Raw genomic sequence first — 23984 nt, forward strand, 5'->3', positions numbered from 1 at the left:
CATCGGCGCCCGGGTCGGCTTCGACATCGACTGCCAGTCGCACGCCTACGACCTGCTGCGCGCGTGGGGCCTGCCGACGGCCCGGCACAACAGGGCCGACTTCCCACTCCTCTTGCTTTACGGGGTAGTTGGGGCGGAGGTGGCGACGGGGCGGGGGTGGCGGTTCGAAGGGTGGTGGGCGGTGAGGGGGTGGATCCAGGCGAGGAGCGCGAGCAGGAGGACGCACGGAAGGAGGGTGCAGAGCGTCGCGCTGCCCGGACTATGGCGGGGTTCAGGACGCATCGGGGGTGATGGGGAGGTCGAGTTCGGCCCAGACGGTCTTGGCGTTGGGGTGGCGGGGGATGCTGCCCCAGCGGTCGGCGAGGGCGTCGATGAGGGTGAGGCCGCGCCCGGACTGGGAGTTGGGGGCGAGGACGGCGGGCAGGGCGGGGAAGCGGTCGCCCCGGCAGTCCGAGATCTCGATGCGCAAGGTAGTGCCCCGGCGCACGGTGGTGGTGAGGCAGAGGTGAAACTCGAAGCCGCGCCCCGGAACGCGGCCATGGGTCGTCGCGTTGGCGGCGAGCTCCGCGACGATCAGGAGAGCCGAGTAGTACGGCTCGGTGTGGGACAAGTTCAGCCCCCAGGTCGTGAGTTGACGTCTGGCGATGCGCCGGCAGATAGCGGCGCCCTTGGGGGTGGCGGCGAGGGTGATGGTGTGACGGCGGGGCCTGTCGAGGGGGATGTCGGTCGTCATGGAAAAAAGCGTGACGGCGCGGACGTACGCTGACCATGCATCCGGGGAGTACGGAGAGTGCCTGTCCGGGTGCGGACAGCTTTTGTTCGTGTGACCGAATCACTAACGGGGTGGTCGCGATGGGCGCAGGACGCAACATCGAGTCGAACGACGACATTCGCACGGAACTGCCGGAGGACCTGGGAGAGGTCTCGGACTTCTTCCGCGCCATCGGGAAGCAGATCAAGCTCTTCCGCGAGCGGGCCGGGATGACCCAGAAGGAGCTCGGCGAACACGTCGGCTACGGAGAGCACTTGATCGGCGCGGTGGAGCGCGGGAAACGCACCCCGCAACCGGAGCTGCTGGTGGCGGTGGACAAACTCCTCAACGCCGGTGGCGTGTTGGCCATCACAAAAGACGACGTCATGAGCGCGCGGGCCAAGGCTCGCTTGCGGCACCCCGCCTGGTTCAGGGGCTACGTAGGCCTGGAGCCGCTAGCCATTGAGATTCACGAGTACAGCACCCTGCTCATCCCTGGATTGCTACAGACCGAGGCGCACGCTCGGGCCCTCTTCGGCATGCGGCAGCCGCTACTGACCGAAGAGGTGATTGAGGAGCGAGTAGCCGCCCGAATGGCTCGGCAGGAGATCCTGACCCGGTGGCCGCGCGCGATCCTCAGCTGGGTCATTGAGGAGAGCGTTCTGCAGCGCCCCCTGGGTGGCTGGGACGTTCATGAGGAGCAGCTGCACAAACTGCTGACGATCGGACAGATGAGAGGCATGGCCATTCACGTCATGCCCCTCGACAGAATCGAGCATCCGGGACTCGGTGGCCCATTCACTTTGATCACCCCCAAGGGGCGGCCGCAGAACGGGTACATCGAGGCGCAGCAGAGTAGTCGCCTGATCACGGACCAGGAAGAAGTCCGTATCATGAACGCACGATACGGCGCTCTCAGGGGGCAGTCGCTCAACCTGAGGGAGTCCTTGGCCTTGATCGAGAAGATGCTGGGAGAACGATGAACGCGAAGCTGGCGTGGATCAAGAGCAGCTACAGCAGCAACGAAGGCGGTCAATGCGTCGAGGTCGCCGAGACGCCCACTGTCGTCCACGTGCGCGACTCCAAGGACAAGAGCGGCCCCCAGCTGGCGTTCGAGCCGGCAACGTGGCAGGCGTTCGTGGCATTCGCCGCGACCGCCGAGGTCTGATCAACGTCCTCCCAGCGGCCCACCGCCTACCGGGCGGCGGGCCGTTGGCGTACCGTCAAGCTGACGGTGCCGTCCCATACTCAGGGGGAGCAGTGAGCAGCGAACTCATCTGGTTCAAGAGCAGCCACAGTGGCAATGAGGGCGGCGCCTGCATCGAGATCGCCTGGTTCAAGAGCAGCTACAGCGGCAACGAGGGCGGCGAGTGCGTCGAGGTCGCCGAGACGACCGAGGCCGTTCTCGTCCGCGACTCCAAGGACGCCTCCGGCCCCCACCACACCTTCACTCCCGCCGCCTGGCAGGCGTTCGTCGCCTTCGCCACCACTGCCACCACCGAGGTCTGATCGACTTCCTCTCAACGGCTCGCCGCCTAAAGAGCGGTGGGCCGTCTGCGTGCCCGGGTGAGCCGGCGGTACGCGAGGTGAACCGCGAGGCCCAGCAGGGTCATGACGACGGACGCGACCAGTGCGACCACATCGAGCGCGTTCCGGCCCAGTGAGTTCCAGAAACCGATGCTCGAAGCAAGGGCGGCGATGTCGGTGTGCCGGGGGTCGTACACCACCGTCACGGTGTCGCGGGCCTTGACGGTGTCGGTGACGTAGGCGAGTTGGGTCTCGACGGATCTCCCCTCGGGCGTCGTGAACCGCACCCGGCAGTGTGAGTTGCCCGCCGGGTTGTCCTGCGGCCCGCTCACTTCGGCGCATTCGGTGACGACCGCAGGGGTGTGCACGCCGCGACTGCGGAGAGCCGACGTCACCCCCATGTCGTGCGGTATCAGGTAGACCAGGGTGAGGACGCACAGCAGGACCCCCAGGCCGATCATGGCGAGCGAACCGTTCCGCACGGTCCGGCCGTGGTCCGGCGCGTTCTCCATCGGCCCCCCCGGTATCAGTCCGACTGCCCACCTGCGCTCACGGTAGCCGCACCCGCTGACACCGGCGGTGCGCCGGAACACTGGCCGCCGGCAGCAGGGCGCTCGCAGCCCTGGGGCCTCGTGGAGCGGCGGGCGGCGTCAGGTGACGGTGCGGCCGAGGTAGCCCGCCAGGTGGTCGAGCGCGGGTGCGGCAGGGGGGACGGGTCGGGGCGGGGCGAAGGAGCCTCCCGGGGTCCTCGGCAGGGAGTCGTAGATCTCCCGCACCACCGGCAGCGCGAGTTCGGCGAGGTCCGGCAGGAAGTCGCGCGGTCGCCCGAGTGCGGCGGCCAAGTCCCAGCCGTGGAGCAGCAGTTCGATGACGAGCTGCTCGACGAGCCGTCGGCCGGGTGCCGGGCCGAATCGCCGGTCGAGCATTCCCGGGCGGCGGAACGCGGTCAGCGCGTCGCGCGCGGCGGTGCGGAACGCCCCGACGTGGTCGTCCCCGAGATGGTCCGCGCCGACGTCGGTGCGGGGGAAGCCCCGGGCCAGGCCGCCCCACAACAGGTTCTCCCAGACGATGTGGTCGATCAGGGTGCGGATGTCCCAGCCGGCGCACGGGGTCGGCAGGTCGAACTGGTCCGGGTGGATGTCGCGCAGCAGCTCCGCCACGGCGTTCTGGACCCGCTCGCAGGCGTCGAGCACGCCACCGGGCCGCCAGGCGTCGGCGTCGGCCCCGTACAAAGCGGCGAGTTCGCCGGCCCGCGCGCCCGGAGCGGGGTTGGCGCGAAGCGCGGTCTTCAGCCAGGCCCCGGTGTCCGCCACGCCGGGTGCCACGGGCCGGCCGTTGAGGACGCACAGGAGCTGCCAGTACCGCTCGACACTGGGCTCGGACGCCGCGGTGAGCTGTTCCAGCAACCTGCGCCGGGCGGGCGCGCCGTCGCTGTCCGTCGCCCCGGCGGCGTCCTCGTCGGCGTCTGCGGCGACGCCGGTGTTCGCGGGGGTGGGGATCCAGGCCGTGACGACGGCGGCGACCACGGAGTCGGCCGCCGGCGAGTCCGGGGCGATCCCCTCCCGCATCGCGGCGGCCACCCGACGGTTCCAGTCCTCGGCCAGCTGCCGCATCGCCCGAAGCACGCTCTCGTCGTGCTCGCCGGGCGCGTGCCGGGCGGAGCACTCGGCCAGCCGGCGCATCCCCGCGCGCAGCTCCGGGCCGGCCACCAGCTCGCTCAGTTCGATCCAGGCGTCGACCTGCTCGTCCGTGGGGTCCTCGGGCAGGTCGACGACGGCGGCCAGCTGCTCCCGGCGGTAGGTCGGCACGTCCAGCTCCGCGAGCGTCCCGGTCACGAACTCGTGGATGAGCGAGCGGCGTTCGGCGGCGGACATGCGGGCGGTTCGGGTCATGAAGGCGAGTCCTTCGGCAGTGGTGGTCCGGCGGGCGACGGAGCGCAACACCGCCTGCTGCGTGCGCAGCAGGCGGATGCGCACCTCCAGCGCGTCGACGTGTGCCGCCGCCACCCTCGTCAGGGTGTGCTCGCGGTCGAGGACGTCACGGATCGCCGCCAGGTCCAGCCCGAGATCCCGCAGGGTCCGGGCCAGTTCCAGACGGCCCAGCGACGCGGGGTCGTAGCGGCGGTACCCGGCAGCGGTCCGCCGGGCCGGCGGCACCACCCCGGTGTCGGACCAGTGCCGGATGAGCTTCACCGACAGCCCGGTCCTGCGCGCGACCTCTCCGATGCTCAACAGCACCGCTTCATCGACCTCATCGACGTGCATGCGCCCCACTGTCGACTCTCCCACGGTGGGAGAGTCAAGACGGGCACGGGCACCGGGCTCGTCAGGAGCCTGCCAGGATAAGGGGATCCGGTCACCCCGGTGGCGGTTCCGTCAAACAGCACCCACCCGTTGTGAGCGGACTGGTACGTTCCGCGCATGGACTTCAACGCCATTGCCAACTCGTTCGTGAGCCACTACTACACCACCTTCGACTCCGGCATCGCGGGGCGCCCGAGCCTCGCCAGCCTCTACCGGCCCGAGTCGATGCTCACGTGGGAAAGCCAGCAGTTCCAGGGGCCGCAGAACATCCTCGCGCAGCTGACGAAGCCCGAACTGGCCACCGTCAAGCACAAGGTGAACAGCAAGGACGCGCAGCCCGCGCCGGGCGGCGGCGTTCTGGTCACCGTCACGGGCAGCCTCGCCGTCGACAACGCCTTCGACAAGCCCATGTCATTCGCCGAGACGTTCAACCTGCAGCCGATCCCCGGCCAGCCCGGCGGCTTCTTCATCTACAACCAGATCTTCCGCCTCATCTTCACCTGAGCCGCCCAGGTCCGGGGCTTCCCGTCGGCTTCCCCTTCGACAGGGGGAAGCCCCGGACCGGCGCCACGACTTGGAGGAAGGGTGCACCTGCGCGAGCTGCGGCCGGCCGACGCCCGCGCCGTCCGCCGCATCTACAGCGGCAGGTCGGTCGCCGACATGTGGTTCGGCCGGATGACCGCCGCCCAGGCCCACGACTACGTACGCGAAGCCCGGGAGGCCGACGCGCAGCGGCCGCGCACCGCACGCGTCCTCGGCATCGACGTCCACGACGACCTGATCGGCATCATCCGACTCCGCATCACCGGCCACACGGGCAGCCTCAGCTACATCCTGCGCGAGGACGCCTGGGGCCACGGCTACGCCACCACGGCGGTGCGGCAGTTCCTCGCCCACCACCGCACCCCTCGGGTCATCGCCGAGCATCGCGTCGGCAACCCCGGCTCGGGAAGGGTCCTGACGAAGACCGGCTTCGTCGTGACCACCGCCACCGACGAGATCATCCGCTACGAACTGGGCTGACGGCTGCCACCGACTCCCCCGGACCCCGCCCCGCGTGACTCGGGCCGCCCTCACGTGTTTATATTGAACAATGGTTCAACCAAAAACCGGACACCCCCATGCCCCGCACGCCTGAGGCCTCGGCAGCCGTCCGCGAAGCGACCCGCGCCAAGATCCGGCGCGCCGCCGTCCTGCTCATGGCCGAACAGGGCTACCGCGCCACCACCCTGCGCCAAGTCGCCACCCGGGCCGGCGTCGCCGACGGACTGCCCTCCCGCTACTTCGGCAGCAAGGACGGCCTGCTGGTCGACATCGCCGACGGCTGGCGCGAACGCACCCGCGCCGCGCTGGCCGCCCAGCCCGCCGACAGCCCCGCCGCCACCCTGCGGCTCCTGGTCCGCTCCGCCCTGCTCGGCCTGGACGCCGCCCCCGAGGAGGTCGAGGAGAGCCGGGCCGTCTCCGCCCTCCTCGCCGACCCCGAGGCCCGGGCCGTCCTGGTCGCCGCGGGCGCCGACCTCGCCTCCGCCGACCTCTTCCAGGCCCTGGACGAAGCCCTGGCGGCCTGCCGCGTCCCCGACCCCGCCGCCGCCCGCCTGCTCCTCCTCGCCGGCATCCGCGGCGGCCTCACCCTCGCCGCCGAGGACCCGTCCTTCCCGCTGCGCGACCTGGAAGCGGCCCTGCTCGCCCACCTCCTGCCGACCTGACCCGCACCCTGCCCGCAGCACCGCGAAAGGCCCCCAGCCATCACCGCCGAAACCGCCATCCACCCCTACCGCATCGCCATCGAGCAGCATCAGCTCGACGACCTGCGCGACCGCCTCGCCCGCACCCGCTGGCCCGACTCACTGCCCGGCACCAGCTGGGACTACGGCGTCCCGCTGCCCTACCTCCAGGACCTGGCCGAGTACTGGCGGACCGGCTACGACTGGCGCGCGCACGAGGCCAGGCTCAACACCTTCCCGCAGTACACCACCACCATCGACGGCGCCAACGTGCACTTCCTGCACGTCCGTTCACCCGAACCCGACGCCACCCCGCTGATCATCACGCACGGCTGGCCCGGCTCGGTGGCCGAATTCCTGGACATCCTGGGCCCGCTCACCGACCCCCGCGCCCACGGCGGCGACCCGCGCGACGCCTTCCACGTGGTCTCGCCCTCCATCCCCGGCTACGGCTTCTCCGGACCGACCAGCCAACTCGACTGGGACTACCGGCGCGTGGCCCGCGCCTGGGCCGAACTCATGGACCGCCTCGGCTACCCGCGCTACGGCGCCCAGGGCGGCGACTGGGGCTCCGGCATCTCCCGCGAACTCGGCCTCGCCGCCCCCACCCGGGTCATCGGCGTGCACGTCAACACCTCCCCCACCTTCCCCACCGGCGACCCGGCCGTCCTCGACGCCCTCGACCGCGAACGGCTCGACACCTGGGCCCGCCACCAGGCCGAAACCTCCGGCTACACCGCCGTCCAGGCCACCCGCCCGCACACCGTCGGCTACGCGCTCACCGACTCACCGGTCGGCCAACTCGCCTGGATCGTCGAGAAGTTCCGCGAGTGGACGGACTGCGGCGGCGGCGTTCCCGAAGGTGCCGTGCCCCGGGACCACCTCCTCACCAACGTGATGCTGTACTGGCTGACCGCCACCGCCGGCTCCTCCGCGCGGCTGTACAAAGAGTCGGCCCGCAACGGCTGGACCGAGGCCACCCCCTCCACCGTCCCCACCGGCATGGCCGTCTTCCCCCACGACATCACCCTGCCGGTCCGCGCCTTCGCCGAACGCATCGACAACATCGTGCATTGGACAGAGTTCGACCACGGCGGCCACTTCGCCGCCCTCGAACAGCCCGAGTTGCTGGTGGCCGACATCCGGACCTTCTTCCGCACCCTGGCGGATGGTTGGAGCGGGGTCTGAGTTGCGTCCGCCTCCACTGCGCCCCGATGCGCCCTTGACTCCACACCCGGACGGGGCCCAGGGTCGTTGCAACTGGGCGCAACTGACTCGACAGCGGAGGCGGTTATGAAGCTGCGGTTCGTCGGCAAGGACCCCGAGTCCGGAGACCACGGGTGTCCCTCCGTATGGGTGGACGAGGAACGGGCAGAGCTGGTGATTCAGGGTTGGAAAGCGGACGAGGCGACGGAAGTCGAGTGCCTGAAGGCCGGCCCGATTCCCGAGCACGAGACCGTCATCCGGCTGCCCCGGCGCATGATTCCACTTCTCAGGGAGGCCATTGGTGGCACAGACGCTCTCTAACTTCGCCGATCTGATCAAATCCGCACGTCATTCCGCGCTGCACCTTGAGATGCGAGACTGGTACTCGGTGGAGAACGAAGCCGAGGGGTTCGCCGCGTGGCACCACGGGAAGAGGCTCGATCCCGACAATCGCGAGTCCTGGTGGCGGCCTTGGCTCGATCTGGTACAGGAAGTCACCGGCCGAGGCGTCGCGATTCGGCGCGCCCGTGTGGTCTCGGAGCCGGTGAGCGAGTACATCCGCTTCGAGCACTCCGGCACTTTCACCAACATTGCCGCCGGTGAAGACATCCGCTGGCTCCCCAGGCGCAGCGCGTCCGGAATCGCTCTTCCCGGCAATGACTGCTGGATCTTTGACGGTCGGCTCGTTCAGTTCAACATTTTCGATGGCGCCGGCCGATGGGTCGACACGGATCAGACGGAAGACGCCGCGGTGGTAGCACTGTGCGCTTCGGCTTTCGAAGCGGTCTGGGAGTCCGGGATCCCGCACGAGAAGTTCTCCGTCTAGCTGCCCGCACAGGAATCCGATCGACTAGTTCATGTCCTCCAACCCGCTCTCCAGCGCGAAGTCCGCGCGCGCGGCGATAGCCGCGCGCCTGGACGCGATGAAGAAGGACGCCGGGCTCACAGGGGACGAGCTGGCCGCTCGTTGTGGATGGCATAAATCAAAGTCATCTCGGATTGCGCGAGGCGTGACTCCGCCGTCGGACGCCGACATCCGCGCATGGTGTGCCGCCTGTGGCGTCGATGACCAGGCGGCAGACCTCATCGCCGCCTCGCGTTCCGCTGATTCCATGTACATACAGTGGCAGCAGATCCACCGTGACGGCATGCGGAAGATCCACGAAAAGACGGTTCCGCTATATCGGCGAACCCGACACTTCCGCGTCTACGCGTCCAATGTCGTACCGGGGATGCTGCAAACCGTCGAATACGCATCCGGGCTTTTGCACTCCATCACGGACTTCCAGGGGACACCTGACGACGTCGACCAAGCCGTCCGGGCGAGGATCGATCGATCAAGCGTCATCCGCAACGCAGGGCAACGGTTCGCGATTCTGGTCGAGGAATCGGTCCTGTACTACCGAGTGGCCGACGATGCCGCGATGGCCGGCCAGCTCGGGCACCTCCTGTCGGTGATGGCACAGCCGAACGTATCCTTCGGAGTCATCCCCTTCGGCGTGCGTCGTTCGGTCTGGCCACTTGAAGCGTTCTACGCCTTCGATGAAGACCTGGTCGCCGTGGAAACCTTGACGGCGGAGATCAACATCTCGACACCGAGCGAAATCGGCACCTACCACAAGGCGTTCGCCGAGCTGGCGAAGCTCGCCGATCGGGGTGCGGCAGCACGCGCATGCATCACCAGGGCCGTCAACTCCCTCGGGTGAACCGGTGCAACCGAGTGCAACTTCGTGGACCGTGGCACTCACGGCTTCTTACTGTCGACCCGATGGCGCCTCATCAGCCAACACAGGATGAGGGTCGCCCTCTTCAGCATCGAACAGGAAGGCAGTGCAGTGAGCGACCTGTACGAGATCGAGATCCCGGCCGGACTCGCCGCCTACAAGGCGTGTGGCGGAAACCAGGGTGGGGGTGACGACGGGGAGTCGTGCGTGACCCTGCGGGAGGTGCCGGGGGTGGCCGGCGGTTTGTGGGTGATGGGTGACACCAAGGCTCCGGGGCGAGAACTGCGCTTCACCACCGTGGAGTTGAGCTCCACCGGGATCGACCCGGACCGCTTCACCACCTCCGCCTGACGCGCCACCTCGCACCAGCGGGCCCCGTTCCCAACGCAACTGGGAGCGGGGCCCGCCTCACACCCAGGGTAAGGCGCTCATGGATCACTGGAACAGGCCCGGCCTCCACTGGCACTGCTACGCGTGGGCGGGCGGCAAGCGGCCCGACGACGCCGAGCGGCGGCCGCCGGAACCGCAGAACGGTGTGCGGCCCGAATGGGGCAGCCCCGTACCGCCGTTGGAGGTCATGCACTGGCTCGCCAAGTCGGCAGCACAGATCAGGCTCACCACCAACGACCCCACCGAAGCCCTCGACTGGCTGGGCAAGCAGCTCGCCGACTCCCCCGCCCCGGAGGACGACCTTCCCTCGGCCACCCGGCTGGATCACGCCTCGGCGTTCCTCGACACGTTCCCGCACGACGTGGTGTGGACGTACTGGACATCCGGCCGGCAGCTCCGGTCGGTCGCCGCCGTGGCGTGCCCCCGGACGTTCGGCCCCACCTCCGAAACTCCCCCGCCCTGCCCGCTTCGACGGCGGTGACCGGCGCTGACCGGCGCTGAGCGGCTCGTCACCGGCCGCCCGGCGGGTCGTGACAGCGTGTCGAGTGGCGGCGTACGGTCCGCGACGAGAGGGTGACCGACGCAGGACCTCACCTGAAGGAGCGAGAATGCCCGAAGTCACCACTCCGTACCCGACCGGCACCCCGTGCTGGGTCGATCTGATGGCGCAGGACCAGCAGGCGGCACTGGACTTCTACCGCGACCTGTTCGGCTGGCAGGGGCGGGTCGGCCCGGCCGAGTTCGGCGGGTACGCGGTCTGCGAGCTGAACGGCAGGCCGTCGGCCGGGATCGGACCGGCGATGGCGCCGGAGGGGATGCCCGCCCCGCCGACCGTGTGGACCAGCTACCTGTCCACCACCGACGCCCAGGCCACCCAGGACGCGATCGTCGGCGCGGGCGGCACCCTGCTGGTGCCGGCGATGGACGTCGGCGAGCTCGGCAGGATGCTGATCGCCGCCGACCCGCAGGGCGCGGTGTTCGGCGTCTGGCAGCCGGGCGAGTTCTCCGGCGCCCGGGTCGTCAACGAGAGCGGCGCGCTGATCTGGAACGAGCTGCACACCAGCGACGTGCCCGGCGCCACCGCCTTCTACGGCGAGGCGTTCGGCATCGAGATCGAACCGGCGCAGGGCGCCGAGCAGTACTGGGAGCTGCGGGTCGGCGGCCGGTCCGTCGGCGGGGTCTCGCTGCTCGCCAACGACCCGCCTGGCACGCCCGCGCACTGGCTGACGTACTTCGCGGTGGACGACGTCGACTCCACCGTGGACGCCCTGGTCAAGCACGGCGGCACCGTCCTCGCCCCGCCGTTCGACATGGTGGCGGGCCGGATGTCGGTGGTGACCGACCCGCAGGGCGCGCCGTTCGCGGTGATCGCACCGAAACCGATGTAGGCGGCGCGGCCCACCGCGCACGGTGTCGCGGTGGGCCGTCTCCGTACAACTCCCGTCCGTACGGGTCACCCCCGCTGCGCGCGGCCGACGGCGCTGAGCACCGCCCGGACGCCCGCCGTGAGCACCGAGCCGTCCCGCCCGGCGCCCCACACCACCTGTCCCCCGACCCGGGCCTCGACGTAGGCGACGGCGTCGGTACCGGAGCCCGCACCCGCACCCGCCCCGACGGCGTGCTCGCTGAAGTGCAGGATGTCGACCCGCAGCGCGTCGGCCACCGCGTCGAGCGGCCCGGCGCCCTCGCCGCGCCGGCCGTCCACCTCCGCCCAGTCGTCACCGGCCTGCCACGGCCAGTCCGGCGCCGCGTCCAGGTACTCCGCGCGGAAGAGCCCGTACAGTTCCTCCGCCGTCACCTCCCGCCCGCTGTCGTCGGTGGCCTCCTGCACGACCCGGGAGAACTCGATCTGGAGCCGCCTCGGCAGTTCCAGCCCGTGCCCGGTCTGGAGCAGGTAGGCGATGCCGCCCTTGCCGGACTGGCTGTTGACCCGGATGACCGCCTCGTAGTCGCGGCCGAGGTCGGCCGGGTCGATCGGCAGGTACGGCACCGACCAGGGCGCCTCGTGCGCCGGGACGCCGGACTCGGCCGCCACCTTGGCGTGGTGGGCGAAACCCTTCTTGATGGCGTCCTGGTGGGTGCCGGAGAAGGCGGTGTGCACCAGGTCCCCCGCGTAGGGGTGGCGCTCGTGCACGGGCAGCCGGTTGCAGTGCTCGACGGTGCGGCGGATCTCGTCGAGGTCGGAGAAGTCGAGCATCGGGTCGACGCCCTGGGTGTGCAGGTTGAGGGCCAGCGTCACCAGGTCGACGTTGCCCGTCCGCTCGCCGTTGCCGAACAGGCACCCCTCCACCCGCTGCGCGCCGGCCAGCACGGCCAGTTCGGCGCAGGCGACGCCCGTCCCCCGGTCGTTGTGCGGGTGGACGGAGAGGATCACCGACTCGCGGCGCTCCAGGTGCCGGTGCAGGTACTCGATCTGGTCGGCGTAGACGTTGGGGGTGGCGATCTCGACGGTGGCGGGCAGGTTGTGGACGACGGGCCGGTCGGGGCTGGCGTCCCACAGTTCGGTGAGGCCGTTGCAGACCTCCAGGACGTAGTCCGGTTCGGTCAGGTTGAACACCTCGGGCGAGAACTGGAAACGCACGCCGGGCCGGCCGTCGGCCCGCCGTGCCAGGTGGGTGGCGGCTTCGGTGATCAGGGCCCGCAGTTCGTGCCGGTCGCGCCCGAGGACGACCTCGCGCCAGAGCGGGGCGGTGGCGGTGTAGAGGTGGACGACGACGCGGGGCAGGCCTTGGACGGCCTCGAAGGTGCGGTCGATCAGGTCGGCGCGCGCCGCCGTGAAGACGACGACGGTGACGTCCTCGGGCACCGCGCCGGGCACGGTGGCCAGTTGCCGGACGAAGTCGAAGTCGGTGCGGCTGGCGGAGGGGTAGCCGACCTCGATCTCCTTGAAGCCCATGGCCAGGAGCAGGTCGAACATCCGCTGTTTGCGTGCCGGGTCCATGGGTTCGGCCAGGGCCTGGTTGCCGTCGCGCAGGTCGACGGGGACCCACAGCGGGGCGTGGTTGATCCGTCGGCCGGGCCAGCGCCGCATCAGTGCGGGGACGTGCACGCGCTCGTGGGCGGGCCGGTAGCGGTGGGAGGGCATGGCACCCGGGCGCTGCGGGTTCCAGGCGGGGGCGGTGACCGGGACGGGGCCGGCGGGGGTACGCAGGGTCGGGAATCGCATGATGAGTCCTTACGGAGGTACCGGTGGACCGGCAGGACGGCGCCCCGCAGCGGGGTGCCGGTCCGGTCACGCCCCGCTGCGGCCACCAAGAAGAAGGCCACCCAGAGGGAGACTCCACGGCTGCATGCCGGGTAGACTAACCACGAACCAAGTCCTCAGACAAGCTGACAGGTGAACGCGAATGTCCCCGCTCGGCCCCCTCCACCGCTCCCCCCTCGTCGACCAGGCCACCCGACGCCTGGAGGAGCAGATCACCGCCGGACACTGGCCGGTGGGCGGGAAGCTGCCGGGCGAGGTCGCCCTGGCGAAGGAGCTGGGCGTCGGCCGCTCGACCGTCCGGGAGGCGCTGCGCGCGCTGGCCGGCGCCGGGATGGTGCAGAGCCGGCAGGGGTCGGGCGTGTTCGTGACGGCGGACCGGCCCGCCCTGGACTGGCCGACCCGGCTGCGCCGGGCGGAGCTGGCGCACGTCTACGAGGTGCGCACCATGGTCGAGGTGCAGGCGGCCCGACTGGCGGCCGCGCGCCACACGGAGGAGGACCTCGCCGCCGTGGACGCGGCGCTGGCCACCCGGCTGGCGGCGGGCGGCGCGAACGACGCGGCCTTCGTGGACGCCGACATCGCGCTGCACACCGCCGTGGTGGCCGCCGCGCACAATCCGGTGCTGGACGACCTGTTCGCCCAGTTCGTGCCCGTCCTGAGGGAGCACCTGGTGGACCTGGTGGGGGTGCTGGGGCTGCGCAGCGGGGACCCGAACCACGGCTACGCGTCGCACGCGGACCTCGTCGGGGCGCTGCACCGGGGCGATCCCGAGGAGGCCGGGCGGGTGCTCGCGGCCGAGCTGGAGGCCACCCGGTCGCGCCTGCTGGCCGACTGAGCGAGGCGGGCGAGGCGAGGCGGGCGGGGCGTCGGCCGATCAACCGACCGGGCAGCCGACCGACCGACCGGACGGATATCCGGAGCGCGGGCACACAGTTTTCACACGGCGGCCACCCCGCCGCCCGCCCCGGCGGCCGACGCCTCGTCAACCCGCCCCGAACTGGGATGCTTCGAGCACGTACGATCAACCGTCAGATGACATTGTGTCCGGAGCGTGTGTGACCACGGCCCAGGCGGCGAACGCACTTTCACTCCAATCACACGGTATGACTAGTATCGCCTCGTCAAGCCCGTGCCCCGGACGGCCGCCCCGCTCAGGCCGGCCGCCATCCCCAAGGAGACTGCTCTGCGCGCGCGTGCGAATCGGCGGCCCCCGACGCCGAAGGCCCCCCGCAGGCGTCCGCGCCTGTCACTGCGGACGGCGCTGCTCGTCCTCGCCGTCGTCCCCAGCATCGCCCTGGCCGCCCTGTGGGCGGTCACCAGCGGCGAGACCGTCTTCGACTTCCAGCGCCAGGCCGCCCAGGGCCTGCTCGCCCAGAAGGCCGGCCAGCCGTCCAACATCGTCTACTACAGCCTCCAGGAAGAACGCCGGCTCAGCGCCGAGGCGCTCGCCCGGCCCGGCGGCAACACCGACCAGCTGCGCCGCCAGCGCCAGCAGACCGACGACGCGGTCCGCCAGTTCCAGGTCCTCTCCGGCGAGACCGCCGACAGCGCCCCCGAAGAGGTCCTCACCGCCGTCACCGAGGCCCGCCAGGCGATGGGCAAGCTCGCCGAACAGCGCGCCGCCGTCGACCACGGCTCGATCGACCAGCAGAGCCTCTACGCGTACTACACCGACCTGATCGCCGTCGACCTGCGACTGTTCACCGCACTCAGCCGCGTCGACGCCGGCGAGGTCACCTGGGTCTCCAAGACCCTGGTGAACGCCTTCTGGGCCAAGGAGATGCTCGCCCGCGAGGACGCCATCCTCGCCCGCGGCTGGCCCACCGGGCGGCTCACCGTCACCGACTACCAGCAGGTCCAGCAGGCCGTCGGGGCGCAGGAGCACCTCTTCACCGTCCAGGTCCTCCCGTACATCCCGGACGGCGAGGCCGCCGCCTGGCACGACCTGATGAACAGCCCCGCCTGGCAGGCCAAGGCCGCCGTCGAGCAGTCACTCACCAAGCCCACCGCCGCCGAGGCCAACGGCACCGTCAAGCTCCCCGCCGCCCAGGACCAGTGGCGCCAGGCCCTCGACCAGCTCAACCCGCAGCTGGTCAAGGCCATCGAGACCCGCACCAGCGCCATCGTCGACGTCGGCAAGGGCACCATCCTCTCCCTCCTCACCACGGTCGTCCTGACCACCGTCATCGGCCTGATCACCGTCGTCGCGGTGATCATCGCCTCCTGGCGGCTCAGCCGCTCGCTGCGCCGGCGCATCAAGGAACTCCAGACCCAGGCCGAGGAGATGGAGCGCACCCTCCCCGAGGTCGTCGAACGCCTCGGCCGCGGCGAGCAGGTCGACGTCGAGACCGACACCCGCACGATCACCGCCGGCACGCACGGCAACGGCACCGACGAACTCGCCCGCCTCGGCCAGGCCCTCAACCTGGCCCGCGCCTCCGCCGTCGAGGCCGCCGTCAAGCAGGCCGAACAGCACCGCGGCTTCGAGCGGCTGCTCCAGCGCATCGCCCGCCGCACCCAGCTGCTGATCGGCCGCCAGCTGCGCAAGCTCGACGAGCTGGAGCGCAAGCACGAGGACCCGGAGGTCCTGGAGGGCCTGTTCGACCTCGACCACCTCACCGCCCGCCTGCGCCGCTACGAGGAGAACCTCGTCATCATGGCCGGCGGCCAGCCGCAGCGGCGCTGGCGCAAGCCCGTCCCGCTGCTGGACGTGCTGCGCGCCGCGCAGGGCGAAGTGCAGGACTACCGCCGGATCATGATCGACGTCGAGGGCCACCCGTGGCTGTCCGAGCGGGCCGTCGGCCCGGTCGCGCACGTGCTCGCCGAGCTGATGGAGAACGCCACCACCTTCTCCAAGCCGCCCACCCCGGTCGAGGTCCGGGCCGCCATGGTCGGCCGCGGACTCGCCGTCGAGATCGAGGACCGCGGCCTCGGCATGGACCCCGAGCAGTACGACGCCGCCAACGAACTGATGAGCCGCCCGCCCCGCACCGACGTGCTCGCCCGGGCGGACGACGTCCGCCTCGGCTTCTACGTCATCGCCCGGCTGGCCGCGCACAACGGACTCAAGATCGAGTTCCGGCCGTCGGCCTTCGGCGGCACCCGGGTCGTCGTGCTCGTCCCCGACGAGCTCGTCATCGACGGCGACGCCGGACTCCCCGACGCCGCCCCCGTCGAACCGATCCCGCTCGTGCGGCGCTCCCGCAAGGCGCTGCTCACCGCCTCCGACGAGGCCCCGGAGCCGGAGCCGGCGGGGCCGCCGGTCGCGCCCGTGGACTCCTTCCCGCCGGGCGAGTCCTTCGCGCCGGCGGAGTCCGTCCCGCCGGTGGAGGCCTTCGCCGCAGCCGAGTCCTTCCCCCCGGTGGAGGCGTTCGGGCAGGTCGAGGCCTTCGGCCAGGTCCAGCCCGTCGACCAGCCCGGCCAGGTGGAGCAGCCCGGGTACGTCGCACCGCTCGGGTACGCGGAACCGCTCGGGCAGCCCCAGCAGCTCCCGTTCGACCCGCTGACCGCCCCCGTCCAGGCCTTCGGGCACGTCGAGTACGTCCAGCCCGAGGCCGCGCCCGCCGCCGAGCCCGCGCCGTTCCCCGCCGCCCCGTACGCCGAGCAGCCGATCGAGCACAGCTCGCCGGCCCCCGACGCCCCGGTCGACCAGTTGCCCTCGCACGACGTGCCCGCCTACCCGGACATCGCCTACGCCCGGGTCACCGACGCCGAGGCCCCGTACGCCGACGAGCAGTACCGCCCGGCCGACCACTACCGGCTGGCCGAACGGCGCCGGCGCCGCGAGTACGCCTCCGCGGTGCCGCTCAGCCCCACCGAGACCGAGCAGCCCCCGCTGCCCCAGCGCGTCCGGCAGGCCAGCCTGGCCGCCGAACTGCGCGTCCCGCCGGCGCCCCGCCCGCAGTGGGCCGAGCCCACCGCCGGGCCCCGTGCCGAACCCGCCGCCCCGGCCGGCGAGCCCGCCGGCGGCCCCTTCCAGCGCCCGGCGAAGCGTTCCGGTGCGACGATCGGCGCCTTCCAGCGCCAGTCCCGCGCCGCCCGCGCCCAGGACAGCGGCGAGCACCCGCTGCCCGGGGCCGTGACCCCACCGGCTCCCCCCACCGCCCCCGCCGGCTCACCGACGCCCGCGCCCGGCCCCTCCCCCTGGACCCTGCCGGCCGCGAACCCCCGAACCACACGAACGGATGACCAGTCATGAACCGAACGATCGCCACCCACCAGGACCTGGACTGGCTGCTGGACGGACTCGTCGACTCGGTGCCCGGGACCAGGAACGCCGTCCTGCTCTCCGACGACGGCCTGGTCGTCAGCCACTCCCGCACCATCGAACGGGCCGACGCCGAGCGCCTCGCCGCCGTCGCCACCGGCCAGCAGAGCCTGGCCCGCGGCGTCGGCCAGCTCTTCGACGGCGGGGCCGTCCACCAGGTGATCGTCGAACTCGCCGAGTGCTGGCTGTTCATCATCGCCGCCGCCCAGGGCACCCACCTGGCCGTCGTCGCCTCCCAGGAGGTCGACGCCGAGATCATGTCGGTCGCCATGCACACCCTGGTGCAGCAGGTCGGACAGAAGATGACCACCCCGGTGCGTGCCGAGGCCGGCGCCGCCTCCCCCGCCGGCTTCGACGCCTTCGCCGCCCGGAACCGGAGCTGACACCGGTGGGCCCGTACGGAAGCGGGAGCGGCAACGGGAGCGAGAACGGGAGCGGGCAGCGCCGCGAGGTCCCGCACTGGAGCGAACTGCCGGACGAGGACGCCGAGGACGAGTCGGGCGCCATGGTGCGCCCGTACACCATCACCCGCGGCCGCACCGCGCCCGAGCGCGACGACCTCACCCTGATCACCGTGCTCACCACCGTCGAGGACGAGGCCGCCCGGGCCCTGGCGCGGGGCAGCCGCGCCGGTGCCCGCGGCCTCCAGCCCGAGCACCGGATGATCCTCGACCACTGCCGGCGGCCCGCCGCCGTCGCCGAGGTGTCGGCCGGCCTGGACCTCCCGGTCTCGGTCACCAAGATCCTGCTGGGCGACCTGGTCGCCCAGGGCCTGCTGCGGGCCCGGGCACCGCTCTCGGTGGCCCGGGCCGCCGGAGGCGTGGACCTCGGCCTGCTCACGGCCGTTCGCGAAGGACTCCGGAGACTCTGAACCATGGCAACACCCCACCCCAGCAGTGCCGCTGACGCCGGCGTCGCCACCGCGCCGGCCGCCGTCAAGATCCTCATCGCGGGCGGCTTCGGCGTCGGCAAGACCACCCTCGTCGGCTCCGTCAGCGAGGTCACCCCGCTGCGCACCGAGGAGTACCTGACCCGGGCCAGCGTCGGCGTGGACGACCTGTCCGGCGTCGACCAGAAGGACACCACCACCGTCGCCCTCGACTTCGGCCGGATCACCGTCAACCCGGACCTCGTCGTCTACCTGTTCGGCACCCCCGGGCAGGAACGCTTCTGGTTCATGTGGAACGACCTCGTCAACGGCGCCCTCGGCGGCATCGTCATCGCCGACACCCGCCGACTCGACACCAGCTTCGCCTCCATCGACTTCTTCGAGAGCCGGGGCATCCCCTTCGTCGTCGCCATCAACTGCTTCCACAGCCACAACACCCGCACCCCCGACGAGATCCGGGCCGCCCTCGACCTGGACCCGCAGGTGCCGATGCTCCTCGGCGACGTCCGCGAACGCGCCTTCGGACGCGACCTGCTGCTCGCCCTGGTCGACCACCTGATGGACCTCTCCGCCGCCCCCGTCGGCTGAACGTCGGCTGAACCACCTCCCTTCCCCAGGAGCCACCCCATGACCTCACCCCTGCGCGTCCTCGTCCACGGCGGCGGCATCGGCGGGCTCACCCTCGCCACCGCCCTCGCCGAGCGCGGCCACCACGTCGACGTCGCCGAACTGCGCGACCAGCTGGAGGCGCTCGGCGTCGGCATCATCCAGCCCTCCAACGCCCTCCACGTGATGCGCGAGATAGGCGTCCTCGACGACTGCCTCGCCGCCGGCTTCGAGTGGGAGGTGCTGACCATCTGCGACCCGGCCGGCGCCACCCTCGCCAAGATCCCGCAGCCCCGGATGGGCGACGCCCCCTCCAACAACGGCATCCCCCGCCCCGCCCTCGCCCAGGTGCTCGCCACCGCCGCCACCCGGGCTGGCGCCACCCTGCGCTTCGGCACCACCATCGCCGACCTCGCCGAGGACGCCGACGGCGTCGACGCCGCCCTCACCGACGGGCACCGCGGCCGCTACGACCTCGTCGTCGGCTTCGACGGCATCGGCTCCCCGCTGCGCAAGCGCCTCTACGGGGAGAAGTACGCGCCCGAGTACACCGGTTTCGCCAACTGGCGCGTCACCCTGCCGCGTTCGCCCGAGGTCCAGGGCGTGGTGATGTCCACCGGCAACCTCAAGGCCAAGGCACTGCTCACCCCGATCACCGACGACCTCATGTACCTGGGCTCGGTGTTCGCCGAGGCCGAGGACTTCCGGCCCGACCCCGGGCACGCCCACGAGCAGCTCGCCGAGCGCCTGGCCGGCTTCGGCGGCCCGATCGCCGAGGCCCTCGCCCAGGTCACCGACCCGTCCGCCGTGGTCTACTCGCGGATCTCCCAGGTCAGCGTCGAGGAGCCCTGGCACGTCGGCCGGATCGCGCTCGCCGGCGACGCCGCCCACGCCTCCACCCCGCACCTCGCCCAGGGCGCCGCGATGGCCGTCGAGGACGCCCTCGTCCTCGCCCGGAGCCTGGACGCCGCCGAGACCGTCCCCGCCGCGCTCGCCGCCTGGGAGGAGCGTCGCCGACCCCGCGCCATGTGGGTCCAGGCGCTCTCCCGGGCCATCCTCAAGCAGGAGACCGGCACGCCCACCACCCCGGAGGAGGACGAACTCCTCAAGGTCGGCATCCCCGGCGCCGCCCACGTCCTCGTCCAGCCGTACTGACCGCTGTCCCGCCTGCTGCGCGAAGCCGCGCAGCAGGCGGGTGGGCAGCCGGGTCACGCGTCGGCTCACGCACCGGCGAGCTCGTGCCGCCGCTGCCACACCGCCGCCGAGACCCGGGCCAGCAGCCGGGCCGCCGGGTCGGTGCGGTCCTCGCCCGAGGCCAGCGGGCCGGTGTAGCAGACCGCGATCAGGTAGGGCGGGCAGTCCTGCGGGTGGACCAGGCCCACGCTGTGCCGGGCGCCGGGCACCCAACCGTTCTTGAAGGCGATCCGGGTGTCCGGCGGCAGGCCCGCCGCCAGGTCCACCCGGAACGCGTTGCGCTCCAGCAGCGCCAGCAACTCCGGCTCCCCGCCCAGGGAGTGCAGCAGCCGCACCAGATCCCGCGCGCTCACCAGGTTGTGCACCCCGGCGTCGCGCGCCGCGTAGTCCTCGATCCCGCGCGGGCTCGCGCTGCGCGTCGCCCCGGCCCGCCGCCACGCCTCGGCCACCGCCGCCCGGTCGACCCGGGCCAGGCACAGGTTGGTGGCCAGGTTGGAGGAGTGCGTGATCATCCGCTCGGCGAGCAGCCGCAGCGGCACGTGCGTGCCCAGCAGCTCCCACGGCAGCGGATCGCTGTCCCAGTCGGGATCGTTGCCGAACTCCCCGCCCACCACGGACTCGAACCGGTTCACCACCGGCACCTCGGCATCGAGATCCGCCCCGCCACGGGCGAGCGCCGCCAACACCGCGACCTTCATCGTGCTCGCGGCATCGTGCAGTTCGTCCGGCGCCCGCACGAACACCGGCTCCGCCTCGCCCGCCCAGGGGGCCACCACCACAGAGAGCATGGCCGCAGCCTAGGGCAGCCTTCGGCTGGTCAGGAAGGGCTGCCCACGGCTGCTCGGCACTGTCGAGGGCTGCTCAGCCCTGCTTGGCGCAGGTGCGGTCCTTGCCCGGCAGGCGACCGGTGGCCAGGTAGGCGTTCACCGAGTCGTCGACGCAGGCGTTGCCGTAGACGCCGAAGCTGGTGTGCTGGAAGGCGCCGTCGAGGGTGACCAGCCGGGAGCCGGGCAGCATGCCGTGCAGGGCGACGGCGCCCCGGTACGGGGTGCGCGGGTCACCGCCGGCGGCGACGAGCAGGGCCGCGGCGTCGCGCCGCACCGTGGTGGGCTCCTCGCGCGGCGCGTCCCAGAACGCGCACGGGGTGATGTTGTCGGTCATCGGGCTGAACAGCGGGTGGGCGGCCCGGTCGCGTTCGATGTCGCGCCAGTACTGCTCGGGGTCGCGCGGGGCGGCCACGTCCCCGCACAGGATCGCGGTCTGCACGCTGCCGGTGGCCGAACCCGCGCTGGTGAACGCGCCCCGCAGGAAGGTGGCGAAGTCGGGCGACACCCGGGTGGGCTGCCCGTCGGCGGCCTTGGCCAGGACGGACAGTTGCTCGGCGAGGCCCGCCCGCGCCGGGTCGAGGTCGCTCGCGATCCCGGCGAACACCAGGGAGGGCACCTGGCTGCCGTCGAGCCGGAAGACGTCGGGGGCGGTGCCGACGGTGAGCGGCTCCCGCTCGGCCGCCGCGACGACGCGGTCGATCGTGGCGCGCACCTGCGCGCGGGTGCCGCCGAGGCCGTAGTCGGCGTGGTGCGCGGCCGCCCAGTCGGCCCAGCCGTCGAGCGCCCGCTCGTGCTCGTTCTCGGTGCCCCGCATCAGCCGGGGGTTGTAGCTGCGCGGGTCGATCCCGCCGTCGAGGACCACCCGGTCGTAGCGGCCGGGGAACAGTTGGGTGTAGGTCGTGCCCAGGTAGGTGCCGTACGAGTAGCCCAGGTAGGAGATCTTCCGTTCGCCGAGCGCGGCCCGGACGACGTCCAGGTCGCGGGCCGTGTTCCGGGTCGTGACGAACGGCAGCACCGAGCCGTTGGTGGCGCGGCACCGGTCGGCCACGCTCTTGGCCCACGCCGTCTGGCGGTCGAAGACCGCCCGGTCGGCGCCGGCCGAGGGCAGGACGGGGCCGTTGGACAGGCCGCAGTCCAGCGGGGTGCTGCGGCCGACGAAACGCGGGTCCACGCCGATCACGTCGTAGCGGGCACCGGTCTCCTTCATCGCCCCGCGCACCAGTACGGAGTTGGCGAGGCCCGGCCCGCCGGGGCCGCCGAAGTTGAGCAGGAGGGAGCCGATCCGGTGCCGGGTGTCGGTGGCCTTGAGCCGGGAGATCGCGACGGTGATGGTCCGCCCCCGGGGGTCGCTGTAGTCGAGCGGCACGGTCACGTCCGCGCAGCGCGCGCCCGCGCTCTCCAGGCCGCGGCCGACCTCGTCGTCGGGGCCCAGGACGCAGCTGCGCCAGTCGAGGTGCTGGTGGTGGTAGCGGTCGAGTCCGGCTCCGGCGCTCGCGGGGCCGCCGTCGCGCTCGGCGGCGGCGGCCGTGGCGGCGGGTGCCGTGGCGAGGCAGGCGGTCAGGGCGAGGCCCGCGGCCGCGACGCGGCGCAGGGCCTTGGGGGTGGTCATACGGTCTCCTGGCGGTGATGGGTGCGGATGCGCAGGAAGTCGGTCAGGCCCGACTTCCTGCGCGTCAGCCTTCCAGCGCACCCGGCGCCGGATCATCGCCCTGGGACACGAACTGTCGGTACGTCAGGAGCAGTAGCCCCGCCGCCCGGCGTACCGCCCGAGCAGTAACCGGACCTCGGGACCAGGGCTGCCCGGGTCAGCTGCTCGGGCGCGGGGACGGCAGGGCCGCGGAGCCCGCCGCCAGGGGCCATTCACGGTGGAACGGCGGCAGCGGGTACGTGCCCTCGATGACCGGGGTGCCGAAGACCTTGAGGTGGGCGAGCAGCGAGCCGGTCAGGTCGACGCCGCCGACCAGCGACCAACTGCCCTGGGCCTGCGGCGGGTTGCCGGAGGAGTCGGCGGCCAGTGAGCCCTCGGCCTGGGCCCGCAGGTAGGGGGCGACGGTGGTCTGGACGCCGACGGTGTCGTAGAGGCCGACGGAGACCTCGGCGCCGAGCGCGGCCCGCACCCCGGCCTTGCCGGTGAGGCGCACCCGGACCGGGGAGACCTTGGTGTCGGCGGCCGTGGTCGGGGTCCAGCCCTTGCCGCCGGTGTAGTCGGCGCGGACGGCCCAGGTGCCGGTGGCCTCCTGTTCGGCCTCCAGGTGGACCTGGCCGTCGGCACCGACCTCCAGGTAGCAGGTGAGCTTCAGGTTGACCACGACGGGCAGTCCGGCGACGGTGAGCACCGGGCTGGCCTGCAACGTGGCGAAGGGCAGCCGGACGGGCGCGGCGCCGGTGCCGCGCGCGACGTCGCCGGTGACCTTCCACTGGGCGTGGGCGCCGAGGTCGAAGCCGATGGAGGCCGTACGCGGGCTGCCGGCGGCGGCGCCGTGGTAGGCGAAGTGGACGGCGGGGTGCAGCTGGAGGGAGCCGGAGGCGTCCACGCTCGCGCCGTCGGGCAGCGGGACGGGGGCCTTGACGTCGACCTCCAGGGTTCCGGAGGCGTCGGCCTTCACGCCGCCGACGTCCGCACCGACGACGGCCTTGAGGTCCTTGACCAGCGGGGTGACGGTGATGCCGTGCGGGTCGACGGGCACCTGGCCGTCGGCCTCGGTGCCGCCGAGGAGTTCGGCGAGGGTGGCGGGACGGGTGGTCAGGTTGAGGCCGGCTCCCGCGCCGGGGCGGACGCCGGTGACGGCGACCAGTGCGCCCTGGGGCGCGGCGGCGGTGGGCGGGCTGGCGATGAGCTGCCCGGGCTGAACCGCGGGGGCGGGCGCGGGGGTCGGCGTCGCGCCGGCGGTCGCGGTGGGCCCGGCGGCCGGCGGCGCCGAGAGCACGGCCGTGCCGGCCGCCGGGTCGTACGCGGTGAGCTGGAAGTTCTGCCCGGCGGGGGTGGCCGCGCCGCCGTCCTTGGCGGGGGCGACCACGGCGGCCTGCCGGTCGCCGGCCGGGGCGGCGGTGACCGGCGCACCGGCCGCACCTGCGGCAACGGCCGCACCGGTCGGCCGCGCGGTGGCGGCCGCGGTGGTCGGGGCGGCGGCGGCCCGGGCGCGGGGGGTGCCGGCGGCCGCGGCGGTCGGGGCCTGGCCGCCGGCGGCGGTCGTGGTTGTGGTCGTGGTCGTGCCGGTGGTGACGGCCGCTTCGGTGGTGCCGGCGGCGGCCTGCGGAGTGCCGGAGGTGGTCGGCCCGCAGGCGGCGACCCCGGCGAGGGCGAGGGTGAGGAGGGCGGGGCCGACGACCCTGCCTATGGAGCTTTTGAACACGCGGCGTCATGTTACTGA

26 protein-coding genes are annotated in these 23984 nt (G+C 72.2%); 19 read left to right on the forward strand and 7 right to left on the reverse strand.

The features are described from left to right. Nucleotides 1-271: 271 nt before the first annotated feature. A complete protein-coding gene (locus ABT015_RS25855) occupies nucleotides 272-733 on the reverse strand; it encodes an ATP-binding protein (RefSeq protein ID WP_350882986.1) in 462 nt (153 codons plus the stop codon). Nucleotides 734-852: 119 nt separating this feature from the next. Between ABT015_RS25855 and ABT015_RS25860 the strand changes: the two genes are divergently transcribed. The 3 genes from ABT015_RS25860 (at nucleotide 853) to ABT015_RS25870 (ending at nucleotide 2260) form a co-directional block, all read left to right on the forward strand. After that, nucleotides 853-1734, forward strand: a complete 882-nt coding sequence (locus ABT015_RS25860) for a helix-turn-helix domain-containing protein (RefSeq protein ID WP_350882988.1) — start codon at nucleotides 853-855, stop codon at nucleotides 1732-1734. Continuing rightward, nucleotides 1731-1919: a DUF397 domain-containing protein gene (locus ABT015_RS25865; protein WP_350882990.1), complete on the forward strand. Its 189-nt coding sequence runs from the start codon at nucleotides 1731-1733 to the stop codon at nucleotides 1917-1919. Before ABT015_RS25860 ends, ABT015_RS25865 begins: the two co-directional genes overlap by 4 nt. A 92-nt stretch (nucleotides 1920-2011) precedes the next feature. Then, entirely contained in the window at nucleotides 2012-2260 is a 249-nt protein-coding gene (locus ABT015_RS25870; RefSeq protein WP_350882992.1) for a DUF397 domain-containing protein, read from the forward strand. 26 nt (nucleotides 2261-2286) lie between these two features. Here the strand turns inward: ABT015_RS25870 and ABT015_RS25875 are convergent, their stop codons facing one another. Together ABT015_RS25875 and ABT015_RS25880 are read right to left on the reverse strand one after the other, a co-directional pair. Further along, nucleotides 2287-2790: a DUF3592 domain-containing protein gene (locus tag ABT015_RS25875; RefSeq protein ID WP_350882994.1), complete on the reverse strand. Its 504-nt coding sequence runs from the start codon at nucleotides 2788-2790 to the stop codon at nucleotides 2287-2289. A 138-nt stretch (nucleotides 2791-2928) separates the two neighbouring features. Continuing rightward, on the reverse strand, nucleotides 2929-4542 hold the full coding sequence (locus tag ABT015_RS25880; RefSeq protein ID WP_350882996.1) for a TIGR03086 family metal-binding protein: 1614 nt from the start codon (nucleotides 4540-4542) through the stop codon (nucleotides 2929-2931). Nucleotides 4543-4698: 156 nt separating this feature from the next. Here ABT015_RS25880 and ABT015_RS25885 point away from each other — a divergent pair, with 156 nt between their 5' ends. The 10 genes from ABT015_RS25885 (at nucleotide 4699) to ABT015_RS25930 (ending at nucleotide 11013) form a co-directional block, all read left to right on the forward strand. Next, nucleotides 4699-5085: a nuclear transport factor 2 family protein gene (locus tag ABT015_RS25885; RefSeq protein WP_350882998.1), complete on the forward strand. Its 387-nt coding sequence runs from the start codon at nucleotides 4699-4701 to the stop codon at nucleotides 5083-5085. An 81-nt stretch (nucleotides 5086-5166) separates the two neighbouring features. Beyond that, nucleotides 5167-5604, forward strand: coding sequence for a GNAT family N-acetyltransferase (locus tag ABT015_RS25890; protein WP_350883000.1), 438 nt, complete (start codon nucleotides 5167-5169; stop codon nucleotides 5602-5604). Nucleotides 5605-5702: 98 nt separating this feature from the next. After that, a complete protein-coding gene (locus ABT015_RS25895) occupies nucleotides 5703-6287 on the forward strand; it encodes a TetR/AcrR family transcriptional regulator (protein ID WP_350883002.1) in 585 nt (194 codons plus the stop codon). Between the two features lie 57 nt (nucleotides 6288-6344). Beyond that, complete coding sequence (locus ABT015_RS25900) at nucleotides 6345-7493, forward strand: epoxide hydrolase family protein (protein WP_350883134.1); 1149 nt, start codon at nucleotides 6345-6347, stop codon at nucleotides 7491-7493. 105 nt (nucleotides 7494-7598) lie between these two features. Further along, nucleotides 7599-7832 carry a hypothetical protein gene (locus ABT015_RS25905; protein WP_350883004.1) on the forward strand — a complete coding sequence of 78 codons (234 nt, stop codon included), beginning with the start codon at nucleotides 7599-7601 and terminating at the stop codon, nucleotides 7830-7832. Then, complete coding sequence (locus ABT015_RS25910; protein WP_350883006.1) at nucleotides 7813-8337, forward strand: DUF6879 family protein; 525 nt, start codon at nucleotides 7813-7815, stop codon at nucleotides 8335-8337. Before ABT015_RS25905 ends, ABT015_RS25910 begins: the two co-directional genes overlap by 20 nt. A gap of 31 nt (nucleotides 8338-8368) precedes the next feature. After that, the gene (locus tag ABT015_RS25915) at nucleotides 8369-9217 is read left to right on the forward strand and encodes a helix-turn-helix domain-containing protein (RefSeq protein WP_350883008.1); all 849 of its coding nucleotides are present in this window, start codon (nucleotides 8369-8371) and stop codon (nucleotides 9215-9217) included. Nucleotides 9218-9346: 129 nt separating this feature from the next. After that, the gene (locus ABT015_RS25920; RefSeq protein ID WP_350883010.1) at nucleotides 9347-9586 is read left to right on the forward strand and encodes a DUF397 domain-containing protein; all 240 of its coding nucleotides are present in this window, start codon (nucleotides 9347-9349) and stop codon (nucleotides 9584-9586) included. A gap of 79 nt (nucleotides 9587-9665) precedes the next feature. Next, complete coding sequence (locus tag ABT015_RS25925; RefSeq protein WP_350883012.1) at nucleotides 9666-10106, forward strand: hypothetical protein; 441 nt, start codon at nucleotides 9666-9668, stop codon at nucleotides 10104-10106. A gap of 127 nt (nucleotides 10107-10233) precedes the next feature. Next, nucleotides 10234-11013: a VOC family protein gene (locus tag ABT015_RS25930; protein WP_350883014.1), complete on the forward strand. Its 780-nt coding sequence runs from the start codon at nucleotides 10234-10236 to the stop codon at nucleotides 11011-11013. A 65-nt stretch (nucleotides 11014-11078) separates the two neighbouring features. Here ABT015_RS25930 and ABT015_RS25935 read toward each other — a convergent pair whose 3' ends face one another. Beyond that, on the reverse strand, nucleotides 11079-12791 hold the full coding sequence (locus tag ABT015_RS25935) for a 2-isopropylmalate synthase (protein ID WP_350883016.1): 1713 nt from the start codon (nucleotides 12789-12791) through the stop codon (nucleotides 11079-11081). Between the two features lie 181 nt (nucleotides 12792-12972). Between ABT015_RS25935 and ABT015_RS25940 the strand changes: the two genes are divergently transcribed. From ABT015_RS25940 to ABT015_RS25965, 6 genes are all read left to right on the forward strand, one after another. Next, complete coding sequence (locus tag ABT015_RS25940) at nucleotides 12973-13665, forward strand: FadR/GntR family transcriptional regulator (protein WP_350883018.1); 693 nt, start codon at nucleotides 12973-12975, stop codon at nucleotides 13663-13665. A 294-nt stretch (nucleotides 13666-13959) separates the two neighbouring features. Beyond that, nucleotides 13960-17028 (forward strand): sensor histidine kinase, encoded by a 3069-nt coding sequence (locus ABT015_RS25945; RefSeq protein WP_350883020.1) that lies wholly within the window; start codon nucleotides 13960-13962, stop codon nucleotides 17026-17028. Beyond that, nucleotides 17025-17480 carry a roadblock/LC7 domain-containing protein gene (locus ABT015_RS25950; RefSeq protein ID WP_350883022.1) on the forward strand — a complete coding sequence of 152 codons (456 nt, stop codon included), beginning with the start codon at nucleotides 17025-17027 and terminating at the stop codon, nucleotides 17478-17480. Before ABT015_RS25945 ends, ABT015_RS25950 begins: the two co-directional genes overlap by 4 nt. 5 nt (nucleotides 17481-17485) lie before the next feature. Next, nucleotides 17486-17968 carry a DUF742 domain-containing protein gene (locus ABT015_RS25955; protein ID WP_402447284.1) on the forward strand — a complete coding sequence of 161 codons (483 nt, stop codon included), beginning with the start codon at nucleotides 17486-17488 and terminating at the stop codon, nucleotides 17966-17968. Nucleotides 17969-17971: 3 nt separating this feature from the next. After that, the gene (locus ABT015_RS25960; protein ID WP_350883024.1) at nucleotides 17972-18574 is read left to right on the forward strand and encodes a GTP-binding protein; all 603 of its coding nucleotides are present in this window, start codon (nucleotides 17972-17974) and stop codon (nucleotides 18572-18574) included. A 39-nt stretch (nucleotides 18575-18613) separates the two neighbouring features. Beyond that, entirely contained in the window at nucleotides 18614-19747 is a 1134-nt protein-coding gene (locus ABT015_RS25965; RefSeq protein ID WP_350883026.1) for an FAD-dependent monooxygenase, read from the forward strand. Between the two features lie 65 nt (nucleotides 19748-19812). Here the strand turns inward: ABT015_RS25965 and ABT015_RS25970 are convergent, their stop codons facing one another. From ABT015_RS25970 to ABT015_RS25980, 3 genes are all read right to left on the reverse strand, one after another. After that, complete coding sequence (locus ABT015_RS25970; protein ID WP_350883029.1) at nucleotides 19813-20574, reverse strand: serine hydrolase; 762 nt, start codon at nucleotides 20572-20574, stop codon at nucleotides 19813-19815. 73 nt (nucleotides 20575-20647) lie between these two features. Continuing rightward, nucleotides 20648-22222: an alpha/beta fold hydrolase gene (locus ABT015_RS25975; RefSeq protein ID WP_350883031.1), complete on the reverse strand. Its 1575-nt coding sequence runs from the start codon at nucleotides 22220-22222 to the stop codon at nucleotides 20648-20650. 196 nt (nucleotides 22223-22418) lie between these two features. Continuing rightward, the gene (locus ABT015_RS25980; RefSeq protein ID WP_350883033.1) at nucleotides 22419-23966 is read right to left on the reverse strand and encodes a hypothetical protein; all 1548 of its coding nucleotides are present in this window, start codon (nucleotides 23964-23966) and stop codon (nucleotides 22419-22421) included. Nucleotides 23967-23984 lie beyond the last annotated feature (18 nt).

It is taken from the genome of Kitasatospora sp. NPDC094016 (genome assembly GCF_040304045.1).
Taxonomy (GTDB): domain Bacteria; phylum Actinomycetota; class Actinomycetes; order Streptomycetales; family Streptomycetaceae; genus Kitasatospora.